Genomic DNA, 13590 nt, shown 5'->3' with positions numbered 1-13590 from the left:
GCCATGCCGCCGGTCATCCACATCGACGTGCCCTGGCTGCTCCAGCGCCACGAGGAAGTCATGCCGGAGCAGCCCACCATCAACGACTTCTCCGCGCTGGTCGCCGCCGTCGCCCGGCACCGGGTCGATCCGCCGCGACTCGGCGTGGACTCCGACGCCGCCTGGCGGGCCGCGGCCCTGCTGCACACGCTCGCCCTGCTCAAGCCGCTGCCCTCGGCCAACGCCAGGTTCGCCTGCGCGACCGCCGTGGCCTACATGTACGTCAGCGACGTCGGCATCGACCCGCCCTACGGCGCCCTCGTCGACCTCGCCCGCGACCTGATGAGCGGCAAGGCCGACGTCTACGCCGCGGCGGACCGGCTCCGTTCCTGGCAGCTCTGACACCCGCCCGGACGTGCAGGGAGAGCTGCCCCTGCGGCCCTCGGGGCCGACGGCCGAGGGCGGGAGGAACGGGGCCGGCGGCCTGTTTCGCGCGGAAGAGCCGCCGTTCCGCGCGGGGCCTCGTGAGGAGGGCCGGTCATCAGTGGACCACCCGTGCGGGCGGGCCGGGAGTGTGCGCGCGGGACCGGTGCGGGCGCGCGGTTCACACGGGGCGCGCGGAATGGTGAATGCGGCCATGAAGGGGCAACAGCCACCGCCCCCTTTCTGACTTTCTGTCAATGCTGTCGATGTTGTGCTGGCGCCTTGTTGCTTGTGTGAGACTTGTGCGAGGGTGAATACCCGCGCGGGGTAATGGCCTGGTCCAATTCGGCAGTTGAGGAACGCGACCGGCACCGTGGCGGTGAATTGCCGCTCCCCGCAGGCGCACCGAAGAGGTACGCACCACCGCACCAAAGGAATCCGCTCCGTGCCCACCCCCCACCCGCCTCGCCCTTCCTATCCGCCGCCGGGTGGTGGTGCGGGGGAGTCCGACGAGTCCCTCGCCGCCCCGCTGCGAGCCGGATCGGACATCGAGGCCTCCCGGTCCGCCGCGCTGCTCATGGCCCGGCACTGGCGGCCCGTTCAGGAGTACGCGGTCATCTGCCTGGCCGCCTCCGGGCCCGTCGCGCACATGGTCGCGGCCGCCGCCTTCCACCAGATCCTCGACCGGGTGGCACTCGGCGAGACGGCCGACGCGATCCGGCCGCGCCTGCTGGTCTCCGTCCGCGACACCGTCGCCAACTGGGCCGTGGAGGACCGAATAGCGGAGGTTCTTCCGGACCTCGGGAAACCGGCCGGCGGCCGCGGTATGCGTGCCGCGAAGTCCATGACCCCGGAAAACCGCACCCTCGCGGAGCGTTCATTCCTGGGCCTTCCGGCGCTCGCGCAGAGCCTGCTCTGGCATGCCGAGGTGGAGGCCGAGCCGATAACCGTACCGGCCGGTCTGTTGGGCATGGACACGACAACCGCGTCGGCGGCTCTCGAGGACGCCCGGGAGAAATTCCGCGAGGGCTGCGTCCGCGCCCACCGGGAACTCGCGCCGTCCCAGGAGTGCCGTTACTACAACCGGCTCCTGGACGTGCCGATCCGCCGCGGCGGCGCCCTGCTGCCGGACGTCCAGGAACATCTGGCGCAGTGCCCCTACTGCAGGGCTGCCGCCGAACAACTCGGCCATGTCGAGGGCGGGCTGGGCGTGCTGCTGGTGGAGGCGGTGCTCGGCTGGGGGGCCCGCCGCTACCTCGACTCGCGCCCGGGACGCAAGGGCGGCGAGGAGGCTCCCCGGACCCGCGCCGCGGCGCGGCGCGGCGGAGGGGGCGGGCGCCGGCGCGCGGCCGCCCGGACCACCCGCATCCTCGCCCGCATCCCCGTGCCGGTGCGCCGCCCGCCCGGTCCCTGGTCGTCGAAGACGCTGCTGACCAGTGTCGGCGTGGCCGGCGCCGGACTGCTTGCCTCCGTGCTCGCCGTCAGCACGCTCTCCGGCGGCGGTGACGGCAAGGACGCCGTGGCCACCGCGGGCCTGGTCCCCGGCGACTCCGAGGCCGAGACCACGCCCACGCCCACGCCCACCTCCGGCAGGGCCGGGCTGCCGTCCGCCGACCACACGACGCGGCTGCGCAACGCCGCCGCCCAGCTCTGCCTGGACATCGACGGTGAGCCGAAGCCCGGGGCGAGTGTCGTGCTCGCCGTGTGCTCCACGGCCTCGACCCAGCAGTGGACGTTCGAGAGCGACGGCGAGCTGCGCAGCGCGGCCGGGCCGGACCTGTGCCTGGACTCGCACGCGGACGCCGGAGTGGTCATCCTCGGCACCTGTGCCGCGGAGGACGCCGGGCGCGGCAAGGACGTGCGCTACGACCTCACGGTCCAGGGTGAGTTGCTGCCCCGCTGGGACGAGACCCTCGCCCTCGCGACGGGCGGGGTGGACCCCGGCTCCGACATCGTGGTCAAGGTCCGCGACCACACCAGCGGCCAGCACTGGCTGACCGACGCGCCGCTGCCGTCCCAGAGCCACGGCTCACTCTCCATCGCCGGGACCGGGGGTACGTCGGCACAGCCGGCGGAACTGGCCGGCCACTGAGCGCTCCGCGGGCAGGGCCGTGGTTCGTCTGCGGCGCTGTTGTGGCTGGGCGCGCAGTTCCTCCCCCAGCCTTCGGCCGGGGTACCCCGGCGCCCCTTCGGGGCACTTTCAGTCGGTGTCCGGGCCCTGGGCCCGGACCCGCTCGACGTGTTCGAGGGAATCGCGCAGTTCGGTCAGCCAGTCGTCGGTGTGCCGCTGGACCAGCCGTACGCACCAGGCCAGCGCCTCGCTGCGGCTGCGGGCCACGCCGCCGGCGATCAGAGTGTCCAGCACCTCGCGCTCGGGCTGGCGCAGCCGGGTCATCACCGGCGCGGCCACATGGGTGAACAGCGCCCGCTGACCGGCACACTCCACGCCCCAGGAGACCTTGCGCCGGAACTGGTGCTCCGCCTCCCGCGCCACGGCCATCCGGGTCTCCCGGGTGCGCTCCCGGAACTCCTGGATCCGGCCCTGCACGGCCGCCTCCCGCTCGGCGTCCGACGCGCCGTCCGCCAGTCCGGGGCCGGGGATGCGCCCGATGACGGTGACCTCCTCGCGGTCGACCGTCACCTCGACCAGTTCCTCGAAGAGACCGTCGGGCAGACGGCCGGCGAACCAGCCGCGGAGCTTGTCTCGTTGCTCTTGAGTAATCATGTAATGACGATTACTCCGTTGCACCGCGAAGGCAAGGGCTTGCCGGGAAGTCCGCCGACAGCGGAAGCGGAATGTTTCAGGACGATTAACGAGGCGATGCGATCAGGCCATCTGGCCGCTTCGAGCGATCAAGAACCGCTCCGTTGAGCGGTCGTTGCGTTCGAATTCCGTGACTTCACGCCACTGATTCAATACGCAAGGTTACTGAAACCTATGGGTTCGATGTGTGTTTCGGCGGCGGACTCGGCAGAGTGGCGCCCGCCGCCCCGGCACCCACCGGGCCGAGGGCGGCACCCGTCGAATCGAGCGGAAGGATGCACACAATGCGAACCACCGCGCGCTGGGCAGCGACCCTCGGCCTTGCGGCCGCCGCCGTCTGCGGACCCCTGACGGGGGCCGCGGACGCCGCCCCGAGCTCGCTCTACGCCCCCTCGGCCCTGGTGCTCACCACCGGCCACGGCACAGACGCGGCCACCGCCACGCCCGAGCGCGCCGTCACCCTGAACTGCGCCCCCAGCGCTTCCGGAACCCATCCGGCGGCCACCGAGGCCTGCGCCGAACTGCGCGGCGCCGGCGGAGACCTGAACGCCCTCGTGCCCAAAGCCGACGTGTGGTGCACCAAGCTCTACGACCCCGTCGTGGTCACGGTGGAAGGCGTCTGGCAGGGCAAGCGCGTCTCCTACGAACACACCTTCGGCAACCAGTGCATGAGGGACGCCTACGGAGCGCACGTCTTCGCCTTCTGAGCCCGGGATCGCACGGTCCTCGTGACTGCCGGACAGGTCCGCAACTGGGGAGTGCGGCCCCTGGAGCGGGGAACCTGCGATCCCGCACCGGGGGGCGGACGGGTGGTGTGGGGCTGCCCGTCCGACCCCCGGCATCACCGCCGCTCCCCGGCGTTCCCGTCCCGGGGAACGCCGGGGAGCGGCGGAAAACACCACCGGCCACACCGCACCCGCGCCGGCAACGGCGAGGGGCCGCCGTCTCCCTGCTGACGGCGACCCCTGAGTCCCTGCTGCGGCTCAGCGGGAGTTACATGTGAACAACCGGCGCCGCGTCCGCGTCCTGCTGCGGCACCCCCGTGCGGAACAGCAGGAAGGCGATGACCGCGCCCGCCGCGAACATCCCGGCCGACCACCAGAACGCGGTCGTGTAGCTCTCGATCGTGGCCTGCGCCTGCACCAGCTTGTTGGTCGCGTCCTTCCCCGCCAGGTAGTCCGTCGCCGCGCTCGCCGCGAGCGTGTTGAGCAGCGCCGTACCGATCGAACCGCCCACCTGCTGCATGGCGTTGACCGTCGCCGAGGCGACACCCGCCTCGTCGGCCGTGACCCCGCCCGTGCCCAGCTGCATGGCCGCCGGCATGACCAGGCCCAGACCGAGGCCGGTGATGACCAGCTGCGGGAGCACCGAGCTGACGTAGCTGGAGCCGACGCCGATCCCGGTCAGCCAGGCCATGCCGGCGGCGGAGACCGCGAAGCCCAGCGGGATCACGACCTTCGGTCCGAGCCGCGGTACCAGGGCCTGGGTGCCGATCTGCGCCGTCACCATCAGGCCGCCGATCATCGGCAGGAACGCCACGCCGGTCTTCGTCGGGCTGAAGCCGAGGTTGAGCTGCAGGTAGTAGGTGAGGAAGAGGAACACACCGAACATGCCGCCGGCGGAGATCAGCACGGTGAGGAGCGAGGCCGCCCGGTTGCGGTCCATCAGGATGCCCAGCGGCAGCAGCGGGTGCGCGGCCTTGGTCTGCCACCAGGCGAAGGCCGCGAGGAGCATGACACCCGCGGTCAGGAAGCCCCAGGTCAGCGGAGAGCCCCAGTCGTGCGTCTCGGCGTTGGAGAAACCGTAGACCAGCGAGAACAGACCGGCCGCGACCAGGACCGTGCCCAGCACGTCCAGCTTGGAGTTCCCGGCGTCCCGGTGGTTGTGCAGCAGGGCCATGCCGCCCGCGAAGGCGACGAAGGCGATCGCGACGTTCACGTACAGGGTCGAGCGCCAGTCGAACGTGTCGGTGAGGACACCGCCGAGCAGCAGACCCACCGCACCGCCGGCACCGGCGATGGCACCGTAGACACTGAACGCCCGGGCCCGCTCACGGGCGTCGGTGAACGTGGTGTTGAGCAGCGAGAGCGCGGTCGGGGCGAGCAGCGCGCCGAAGGCACCCTGCAGGGCGCGCGCGGTGACCAGCATCCCGAAGCCGTTCGCGGCACCGCCCAGCGCCGAGACGGCGGCGAAGCCGACGACGCCTATGAGGAAGGCGGTCTTGCGGCCGAACAGGTCGGCGATCCGGCCGCCGAGCAGCAGCAGGGACGCGAAGCTGAGGGCGTACGCGGTGACGATCCACTGCCGGTTGCCGTCGGAGAACCCGAGGTCGGCCTGGGCGGACGGGAGGGCGATGTTCACGATGGTGGCGTCGAGCACCACCATCAGCTGCGCGACGGCGATGACCGCGAGGATCCACCACCGCTTGGCGGAGGCGGCCGGCGGCGCCTCCTCGGCACCGACGCGGACGTCGTCGGTGAGGGTCTTCTCAGACATGCGGGAACCACTCCAGGGAAGTCGTTCGGGATTAACCGAGAATCCGCTTCGCCGCCACGGCACCTACAGGTCCGCGAACGAAACGGTTTCGTACACATCGAGCCTAGACCACTTTCAGCGAAACGGCAACGTTTCGCTGGGAAGGGGGGTGACCATGGTCGGCAGGATGCTCTGACGGCCCGCCCCCTGGACGAGACGGCAAACGCCCCGGAAGCCCCACCCCGAAGGACTGATCCCGATGCCCGCCGAACTCACCGGCACCTACCTCACCCTCGACGACGGCCGCCCCGCCGTCCGCTTCAGCCGTGTCCACGGCCATCCCCTCGACCGCGTCTGGCACTTCGTCACCGACCCCGACGAACTCGCCGGGTGGTTCCCCTCCCGCGCCGAGTTCGACCTGCGCCCCGGCGGCACCGTCAGGTTCACCGGCGACCCGAACATGCCCGAGTCGCACGGCACCGTGCTCGCGGTCGACCCGCCCCGGAACCTGACCTTCGACTGGGGCGGCGACCAGATCCGCTTCGACCTGGAGGACGCCGGACCCGACGGGACCCGCTTCACCCTCACCCACGTCCTGGGCGAGGAGAACACCGCCGCCCGCACCAGCGCCGGCTGGGAGGTCTGCCTCGCCGCCCTCGACGCCAGATCCCGCGGTGAGCGCTTCGAGGGCCCGCACGCCGGCGTCACCGCGCCCTGGAGGGAGTACTACCAGGGCTATCTCGACGCGGGTCTGCCCTCCGGCGCCCCGATCCCCGGCGCCTGATCCGTCAGGCGAGCTGCCGCCGCACCAGCTCGTGCAGCCGCCCCCCGGTGTCGGCGAGCAACTGGGCCGGCGGGCCCTGCTGGGCGACCTTGCCGTCCTCCATCACGATCACCCGGTCGGCGTCCAGGACCGTGGACAGCCGGTGGGCGATGACGATCCGGGTGGCGTTCAGCTTGCGCGTGCTCTCGATGACCGTGCGCTGGGTGTCGTTGTCCAGGGCGCTGGTCGCCTCGTCGAAGAAGAGGATGCGGGGCCACCGGATCAGCGCCTGGGCGATCATCAGCCGCTGCCGCTGGCCGCCCGAGATCGCGCCGCTCCCGGCGACGATCGTGTGCAGCCCCATCGGCATCCGCTTGATGTCCTCCGCGAGCCCCGCCATCTCGGCCGCCGCCATCGCCTCCTCGGGGGTGTACGGCTCGGTGCCGCAGATGACGTCCAGGATCGAGCCGCTGAACGGCTGCGCGTGCTGGAGCACCACCCCGCACTGGCGGCGGACCGCCGACTGGTCGAGGGCGGCCAGGTCCTGGCCGTCGTACAGCACGCTTCCCGAGACCGGTTTGTCGAAGCCGATCAGCAGCCGCAGCAGCGTCGACTTGCCGCAGCCGCTGGGGCCGACGACCGCCACGAACTCGCCCGGGCGGATGGCGAAGGAGACGTCGTCCAGGACCAGGGGACCGTCGTCCGTGTACCGGAAGGAGAGGCGGCGGGCCTCGACGGCACCGGACAGCGGGCCGGGGCGGGTGCTGGCGGTGCGGACCTCGGGGGCTGCTTCCAGGACCGGCCTGATCTCCTCGAAGAGGGGGAGCGCGGCGACCGCGGACACAAAGGAACCCGTCAGCTGGGTGACCGAGGTGAGCAGCATCGTCACCGACGTGTTGAAGGTGAGGAAGGCCGCCGCGTCCATCGCCCCCCGCGCCGGGCCCGCGAGGAGCATGAACATCAGCAGGGTGCAGACCGGGAGGTAGACCGAGCCCAGCACCGTGGTCAGGTTCTTGATCCGGCCCACCTTCTGCTGGAGCTCCCGGCTGCGCGCGAACTCGCCCGCCCAGGCGGCGTACGCGTAGTTCTCGGCCGCCGCCACCCGCAGCTTCGGCAGGCCGCGCAGGGTCTGGAAAGCCTGGTTGTTCAGCTTGTTGCCGAGCACCACGAGCCGGCGCTGCCAGCGCACCTGCCACAGCCCGAGCCCGAGGAACAGCGCGGCGATGACGACGAGCATGGCAAGGGCCGCCAGCGCCATCGGCACGCTGTACCAGAACAGCAGGCCCAGGTTCATCGCCCCGACGGTCACCGACTGGGCGACCACCGGGCCGACGCCCGCCAGCAGCCGGCGCATCGCGCTCACGCCCATCGCCGCGCTGGCCAGCTCACCGGTCGAGCGCTCGGTGAAGAACCTGGTCGGCAGCCGCAGCAGCCGGTCCCAGACGGCCGGCTGGAGAGTCGCCTCGATCCGGCCCTCCAGACGGAGGATGGTCAGGTTCTCCAGGAGCGTGAACGCGGCCGACACCACGGCGCTCACGATCACCGCCAGGCAGACCTGCACGATCAGGTCCGTCTGGGCCTTGGGCACGTAGTCGCCCAGCACCTTGCCGGTGGCGATCGGCACCAGGGCACCGATGGCCACCGTGACCAGACCGGCGAGGAGCAGGCTGCCGAGGTCGCCGCGGGTGCCGTGCATGCTGAAGCGGAGCAGGCCGAGCGGGCTGAGCGCCTTGTCGGGCAGCGGCCGGTAGAACATCACCGCGCGCGACTCGAACTCCGCCGCGTTCGCCTTCTCGATCGGGGTCTCGCGGCCGGTCGCCGGATGGACGGCCACATAGCCGCCCCGCCGCCACAGCAGCGCGACCGGCGCGCCGGACAGGGCGCGGTGTCCGACCAGCGGGCCGACGTTGTCGTGCCACCAGCGGCCGTCCAGACGTACCGCTCGGGTACGGACCCGGGAGGCGAGGGCCACCCGTTCGACGGGGTCGATACGGTCGCTCTCGGTGCCGCTCTGCGCGGGCTCCGCGAGAGTGATGCCCGCGGCGTCGGCGACCAGTCTGCAGGCCGCGTAGGAGGCGTCGGCGTCGGCGGCCGTGGTGCGCTTGGCCGCCTTGCCGATGGAGGCGAGGAGGGTGTGGTCGGCCTGGGCGCGGACCGCCTCACCGGCCTTGATACCGGCCGCCGTCCGTGTCTCGTGGGTGTGTTCCAGCTGCTCGATCCACCGATCCAGGGTGGTCAGCAGCCGGTACTGCTGGTCGACCATGCTCTGCCACAGCGCGGGGTCCGTGAGCAGGTCGGCGGCCGCCTCCGCGCCGTACAGCGAGCCGTACTGCACGCTGCCGGGCGGCACCTGCATCCAGAAGACGTCGTCGTCGGTCGGGGCCGCGGCACGCTCGCTGGCGGTCATCGGGGCCTGGAAGAGGACGGACAGGCCGCGGCCGACGCCGAGGGCCAGGGCGTACTCCAGGGGGCTGGTGGCCGGCGGGACGTACTGGGGGTTGCCGTACTCGTCGTAGGACCAGGTCTGGGTGTGGGAGGGCTGGTACAGCTCGCGCAGGCCGATGCGGTGCACGACGCAGTCGCGCAACGGGCGGGCCACCAGGGTGTGCTGGGGCCCCGCGACCGGGCCGAGCAGGAGGGCACCGGCCTCCAGACGGCCCAGGTGGTGCCAGTGGCCCTGCTGCTCGGCGTCCACCGCGAACAGGTCGAGGGCGCCGGCCGCCACCAGCCACAGCACCTGGGGGCCTTCGAGGTCGAGGCGGGTGAAGCCGGCGCAGTCGATCCGGGTGCCCAGTGATCCGAACGCGCCGAGTACGAGGTCGCCTTGGTCCACGGTCGTCATCTCATCGCTCCCTGACCAGCGCGGCGTACGCCCCGCCGTGTGCCACCAACTCGTCGTGCCGTCCGCGCTCCACGATCGTGCCGTGCTGGAGCACGACGATCTCGTCGCTGTCGCGGACCGTGCTCAGCCGGTGCGCGATGACGACGCACGCGCAGCCGCGGCGGCGCAGGTTGTCCATGACGACCAGCTCGGTCTCGGCGTCCAGGGCGCTGGTCACCTCGTCGAGGACGAGGATGCTCGGCCGGCGCACCAGCGCCCGTGCGATCTCCAGGCGTTGGCGCTGGCCGCCGGAGAAGTTGCGGCCGTCCTGCTCGACCCTGCTGTGGATGCCGCCGGGCCGGCGCGTCACCACGTCGTACAGGGCCGCGTCCCGCAGCGCCTCCTCCACGGCCTCGTCCGGGATCGACGGGTCCCACAGCGCCACGTTGTCGCGTACCGAGCCCTCGAAGAGGAAGACGTCCTGGTCGACGAAGGAGACGGAGGCGGCCAGCGCACCGCGCGGGATGTCCTCCAGGCGCTGTCCGTCGATGCGGATCACGCCCTCCCAGGGGGCGTACAGGCCCGAGATCAGCCGGGAGACGGTGGACTTGCCGCTGCCCGAGCCGCCCACCAGGGCGACCTGGCGGCCGGGGCCGACGGTCAGGTCGAAGCCGGTGAGCAGGGGCTTGTCCAGCGGGCTGTAGCCGAAGCTGATGTTCTCCAGCTCGACGTGGCCCTGCAGCCGCCGGGTGGAGTCGCCCGCGCCGGGGCGGGCGTAGACCGGGTCCGCCTGGAAGTTCTCCACGTCCTTGAGGCGGGCCACGTCGGCCGCGAAGTCCTGGATGCGGCCCGCCACGCCGTTGAGCCGGGTCAGCGGGGCGGTGAAGCGGGTGACCAGGGACTGGAAGGCGACCAGGAGACCGACCGAGATGCCGCCCTCGACCGCCCGCATGCCGCCGATCCACAGGATCAGCGCGCTGTTGACGGTGGCCAGCGTCGGGGCCACCACCCCGAGCCAGGCACTCGGCACCCCGAGCCGCTGCTGCTCCTCGAGCGTGCTCGCGTGCTGCCCCGCCCACCTGCGGAAGTAGCCGTCCTCGCCACCGGTCGCCTTCATCGTCTCGATCAGCTGGAGGCCGGTGTAGGAGGTGTTGGTGAGCCGGGCGGTGTCCGCGCGCAGCTTCGCCGTCCGGGTCGCGCGCAGCCGTACGACGAGCCGCATCGCCACGATGTTCAGCAGGGCCACGCCGATGCCGAGGACGGTGAGCTGGACGTCGTAGGTATAGAGGAGCACGGCGTAGAGGACCACGACCACGGCGTCCACGCCGGCCGCCGCGAGGTCGCGGGCCAGGGTCTCGGCGACCTGGTCGTTGGACTGGAGGCGCTGCACCAGGTCGGCCGGGCTGCGCTGGGAGAAGAAGGTGACCGGGAGGCGCAGCAGGTGGCGCAGGAAGCGGGCGCTGGTCAGGGTGGAGGAGACGATCCGGCCGTGCAGCAGGTTCGCCTGCTGCAGCCAGGTCAGGACCAGGGTGAGCAGGACGCAGGTGCCCATCGCGGCGAACAGCACGGTGAGCAGCGAGGTCTGGCCGCCGATGAGGAACAGGTCGATGTACTGGCGGCTGAGCGCGGGTACCGCCGCGCCCACGGCCACCAGGAGCAGGCTGGCCAGGACCGCGGCCGGCATGGTGCCGGCGGTGCCGCGCAGCCGGGCCGGCAGCGCGCCGAGGACGCCGGGACGCCGGCCGCCCTTCTCGAAGCCGTCGCCCGGCTCCACCACCAGCACGACTCCGGTGAAGCTGCCGTCGAACTCCTCCATGGGCACGAACCGGCGGCCCTTGGCGGGGTCGTTGATGTAGACGCCCCGGCGGCCGAAGCGGCGGCCCATGCCGTCGTAGACGACGTAGTGGTTGAACTCCCAGAACAGGATCGCCGGTCCCTGCACGTCGGCGAGGGCGGCCAGGTCCATCTGCATGCCCTTGGCGGTGAGTCCGTAACTGCGGGCCGCCTTCAGCAGGTTGCTGGCGCGCGAGCCGTCGCGGGAGACACCGCAGGCGATGCGCAGCTCCTCCAGAGGGACATGGCGGCCGTAGTGGCCGAGGACCATGGAGAGGGAGGCGGCGCCGCACTCGACGGCCTCCATCTGGAGCACAGTGGGCGTGCGGACGGTCCGGCCGCGGCCCTTGGGTACCGGACGCTTGGGCGGGGCCGCGCGCCGGCGGCCGCGGGTCTCCTGGGCGGTGGTCACGGGAGCAGCCAATCGACGGGGCGCTGGTCGGCCAGCCGGATCGAGCCCGAGGCCAGGGTCATGGAGTCGAGCCGGAACGGCGGCCCGTCGGCCGAGGACCACTTGTAGCCGCTCTTCGTCCGCCTCGACGGGTCCAGCCGGACCAGTACGGCCACCGGGCGGCCCTTCTTGGTGAACTGGTCGCCGAGCTGGCTGTCGCCGAGGAACGCCGAGATCGACTGGGCCGACTGGGCGGCGCGGTCCACCGACTTCACATGGCCGCGCAGCACGCCGTACTCCTGGGTCGACACCGACGACACGGTCAGGTCGACCGGGGCGTCGGCGGGGATCGAGGAGGCGTTCTCGGCGGGGACGTAGACCGTGGCGTACAGCGGGTCCGAGGCGTGGGCGACCTTCTCCACGGCGGCGACGTTCGTACCGGTCTGGATGATCTGCCCGATGGTGGCGGCGAGCGCGCTGATCCGGCCGGCGGCGACCGTGCGCACGACGGAGTCGCCCTGGCTCGTGTGCACCTTCAGGACGGGGGAGTTCGCCGGCAGCCGCTCGCCCTGCTCGGCGAGGACGGCGGTGACCTGCCCGGCGACCGGGCTCTGCAGGATGTAGCTGCCCTGCCCGTGGGTGAGGATGGCCTGCGCGCTCACCGTGGAGGCGACCGAACCGGTCACCGCCCACACCGAGGCCGCCGCCATCACGACGACCGAGACGGACAGCGCGAGCCAGCCCTGCGGACGGGCGAAACGCACCGGAAGGTCGAGCTCCTCCGGCGACTGGAGCTTGGCGAGGGCCTGTTGGCGGAACTGCACGGAACTTCCCTCACCTGTGGGAGAGACGCGGGGTTTCAGAACGCCCGAGAGCCCCGGGGCCGGGATCCGGCTCCGGGACTCAGCGGCAACGAGGTGCGATCAGAGACCGGCGACCAGGTTGGTGACCGGCTGGGTGTTCAGGCCGGTGACACCCTCGACGGTGCCGACGACCGTGTTGACCAGGCCGGAAACCGGGGCAACGCTGTCCACCAGGCCGGTGACGGTGCCGACGGCGTTCAGGGACAGGCCGCCGGAGACGTTGTCGAGCTCGGCGTCGGAGATCTCGACGGTCTCAACCTGGGGGGTGGAGTTCATGATGGAACTTCCCTTCATATGGGTATTCACAAGGGGGAGAGCGGCCCCCCGACGCCCTTCAGGGACGAACACGGCCCTTGGGGGGACGAGCGGACGGCCGCGACCGCGAGCGCCGGGCGCCCGTTTCCGGAAGCCCTTCGCGGCCCCCGCGGTGCGATGGATCAAAGCACGCCCGCGGTCCGCGCTTCCAATCAACCAGGCGCCTCACCTGGGAACTTGAGCCCCGCAAGGGCGCAACCGTGCAGGCGCGCGCACCGCTTGTCGGCGACTCCTTCACAAGGCGCACGACTTCGCCGCGGCCGCACGGCTTGCCTGCCCGCCGGCGAATCCGGCACTCCGGGCCAAGGGCACGGCAGGGGGCGTGCGGTTGTGCAGATCCGCTGCGTCCCGTGACTCGCTTGGGTAGTGGATGTGCAGATTCCCTGAAGCAAGGATTCCGGTCCGTGATCGTGACAGAGCGTTCGTGACCGGTTGCCGATGGTGTCGGTTCGTCACTGGGGAAGCGCCCGGAGTCAGCCCAGAAGTGCGTAGACCGTGCTCGCCCTGGCCGCGAGCGCCCCCGTCGGCTGATCGCTCATCGTGATGTCGGCGAACGCCGTCCGGCGGCCCAGTTTGGTCAGCACCGCTTCGATCAGGACATCCGAACCGGTCACCGCACGCTGGAACGAGGTCGACTGCTGCACCGTCGTCATCGGCACGAAGCCGCCCCGGGCCGCGGAGACCGCGATCACCGTCGCCGTGTCGGCCGCCGCCATCAGCGCCTGTCCCGACAGCCCGCCACCCTCCCGGGACAACCGGTCCGACCAGGGCAGACGCAGCGTCGCCCGGTCCTCGCCCAGCGACTCGACGGCCAGCCCCAGGTCGAGCACCCAGGGGGCGAAGTTGGCGGACAGGATCTTGTCGGCTTCGGCGGTGGTGATCGTCATATGGGGGATTGTTCCCGGCCCGGTGGCCCGGTACGCGGACCTGGTTCACCACGGGCGCGCCATGGCCGATTCAGCA

At 71.7% G+C, this 13590-nt stretch carries 11 protein-coding genes; 4 read left to right on the top strand and 7 right to left on the bottom strand.

The window, feature by feature from the left end:
- Window positions 1-3: 3 nt before the first annotated feature.
- Together JF597_RS08910 and JF597_RS08905 are read left to right on the top strand one after the other, a co-directional pair.
- Window positions 4-381 (top strand): toxin Doc, encoded by a 378-nt coding sequence (locus JF597_RS08910; RefSeq protein WP_293991433.1) that lies wholly within the window; start codon window positions 4-6, stop codon window positions 379-381.
- A 466-nt stretch (window positions 382-847) separates the two neighbouring features.
- Entirely contained in the window at window positions 848-2494 is a 1647-nt protein-coding gene (locus JF597_RS08905) for an RICIN domain-containing protein (protein WP_293991431.1), read from the top strand.
- A 108-nt stretch (window positions 2495-2602) separates the two neighbouring features.
- Here the strand turns inward: JF597_RS08905 and JF597_RS08900 are convergent, their stop codons facing one another.
- On the bottom strand, window positions 2603-3127 hold the full coding sequence (locus JF597_RS08900; RefSeq protein WP_293991429.1) for a hypothetical protein: 525 nt from the start codon (window positions 3125-3127) through the stop codon (window positions 2603-2605).
- A gap of 323 nt (window positions 3128-3450) precedes the next feature.
- Here JF597_RS08900 and JF597_RS08895 point away from each other — a divergent pair, with 323 nt between their 5' ends.
- Window positions 3451-3873: a subtilase-type protease inhibitor gene (locus JF597_RS08895; protein WP_293991426.1), complete on the top strand. Its 423-nt coding sequence runs from the start codon at window positions 3451-3453 to the stop codon at window positions 3871-3873.
- Between the two features lie 286 nt (window positions 3874-4159).
- On the opposite strand, the gene JF597_RS08890 is transcribed toward JF597_RS08895, so the two are convergent.
- Window positions 4160-5662, bottom strand: a complete 1503-nt coding sequence (locus JF597_RS08890; RefSeq protein ID WP_293991424.1) for an MFS transporter — start codon at window positions 5660-5662, stop codon at window positions 4160-4162.
- A gap of 238 nt (window positions 5663-5900) precedes the next feature.
- Here JF597_RS08890 and JF597_RS08885 point away from each other — a divergent pair, with 238 nt between their 5' ends.
- Complete coding sequence (locus JF597_RS08885; RefSeq protein WP_293991422.1) at window positions 5901-6425, top strand: SRPBCC family protein; 525 nt, start codon at window positions 5901-5903, stop codon at window positions 6423-6425.
- A gap of 4 nt (window positions 6426-6429) precedes the next feature.
- On the opposite strand, the gene JF597_RS08880 is transcribed toward JF597_RS08885, so the two are convergent.
- From JF597_RS08880 to JF597_RS08860, 5 genes are all read right to left on the bottom strand, one after another.
- Window positions 6430-9246 (bottom strand): NHLP bacteriocin export ABC transporter permease/ATPase subunit, encoded by a 2817-nt coding sequence (locus tag JF597_RS08880; RefSeq protein ID WP_293991420.1) that lies wholly within the window; start codon window positions 9244-9246, stop codon window positions 6430-6432.
- Between the two features lies 1 nt (window position 9247).
- Window positions 9248-11470, bottom strand: a complete 2223-nt coding sequence (locus JF597_RS08875) for an NHLP family bacteriocin export ABC transporter peptidase/permease/ATPase subunit (RefSeq protein WP_293991417.1) — start codon at window positions 11468-11470, stop codon at window positions 9248-9250.
- Complete coding sequence (locus JF597_RS08870; RefSeq protein ID WP_293991415.1) at window positions 11467-12273, bottom strand: HlyD family efflux transporter periplasmic adaptor subunit; 807 nt, start codon at window positions 12271-12273, stop codon at window positions 11467-11469. Before JF597_RS08870 ends, JF597_RS08875 begins: the two co-directional genes overlap by 4 nt.
- A 99-nt stretch (window positions 12274-12372) precedes the next feature.
- Complete coding sequence (locus tag JF597_RS08865; protein ID WP_293991413.1) at window positions 12373-12588, bottom strand: type A2 lantipeptide; 216 nt, start codon at window positions 12586-12588, stop codon at window positions 12373-12375.
- A 512-nt stretch (window positions 12589-13100) separates the two neighbouring features.
- The gene (locus tag JF597_RS08860) at window positions 13101-13514 is read right to left on the bottom strand and encodes a PaaI family thioesterase (RefSeq protein WP_293991410.1); all 414 of its coding nucleotides are present in this window, start codon (window positions 13512-13514) and stop codon (window positions 13101-13103) included.
- Window positions 13515-13590: the final 76 nt, after the last annotated feature.

It is taken from the genome of Streptomyces sp., assembly GCF_019510245.1.
Taxonomy (GTDB): domain Bacteria; phylum Actinomycetota; class Actinomycetes; order Streptomycetales; family Streptomycetaceae; genus Streptomyces.
Note: the sequence above shows the minus strand (reverse complement) of the source record. Positions and strands in the feature narration are given on the sequence as shown.

What these genes read in the sequence shown, in the direction of transcription:
- JF597_RS08900 (WP_293991429.1), bottom strand. Translation starts at nt 3,127, where the DNA reads ATGATTACTCAAGAGCAACGAGACAAGCTCCGCGGCTGGTTCGCCGGC.
- JF597_RS08860 (WP_293991410.1), bottom strand. Translation starts at nt 13,514, where the DNA reads ATGACGATCACCACCGCCGAAGCCGACAAGATCCTGTCCGCCAACTTC.
- JF597_RS08880 (WP_293991420.1), bottom strand. Translation starts at nt 9,246, where the DNA reads ATGACGACCGTGGACCAAGGCGACCTCGTACTCGGCGCGTTCGGATCA.
- JF597_RS08910 (WP_293991433.1), top strand. Translation starts at nt 4, where the DNA reads ATGCCGCCGGTCATCCACATCGACGTGCCCTGGCTGCTCCAGCGCCAC.
- JF597_RS08885 (WP_293991422.1), top strand. Translation starts at nt 5,901, where the DNA reads ATGCCCGCCGAACTCACCGGCACCTACCTCACCCTCGACGACGGCCGC.
- JF597_RS08890 (WP_293991424.1), bottom strand. Translation starts at nt 5,662, where the DNA reads ATGTCTGAGAAGACCCTCACCGACGACGTCCGCGTCGGTGCCGAGGAG.
- JF597_RS08895 (WP_293991426.1), top strand. Translation starts at nt 3,451, where the DNA reads ATGCGAACCACCGCGCGCTGGGCAGCGACCCTCGGCCTTGCGGCCGCC.
- JF597_RS08865 (WP_293991413.1), bottom strand. Translation starts at nt 12,588, where the DNA reads ATGAACTCCACCCCCCAGGTTGAGACCGTCGAGATCTCCGACGCCGAG.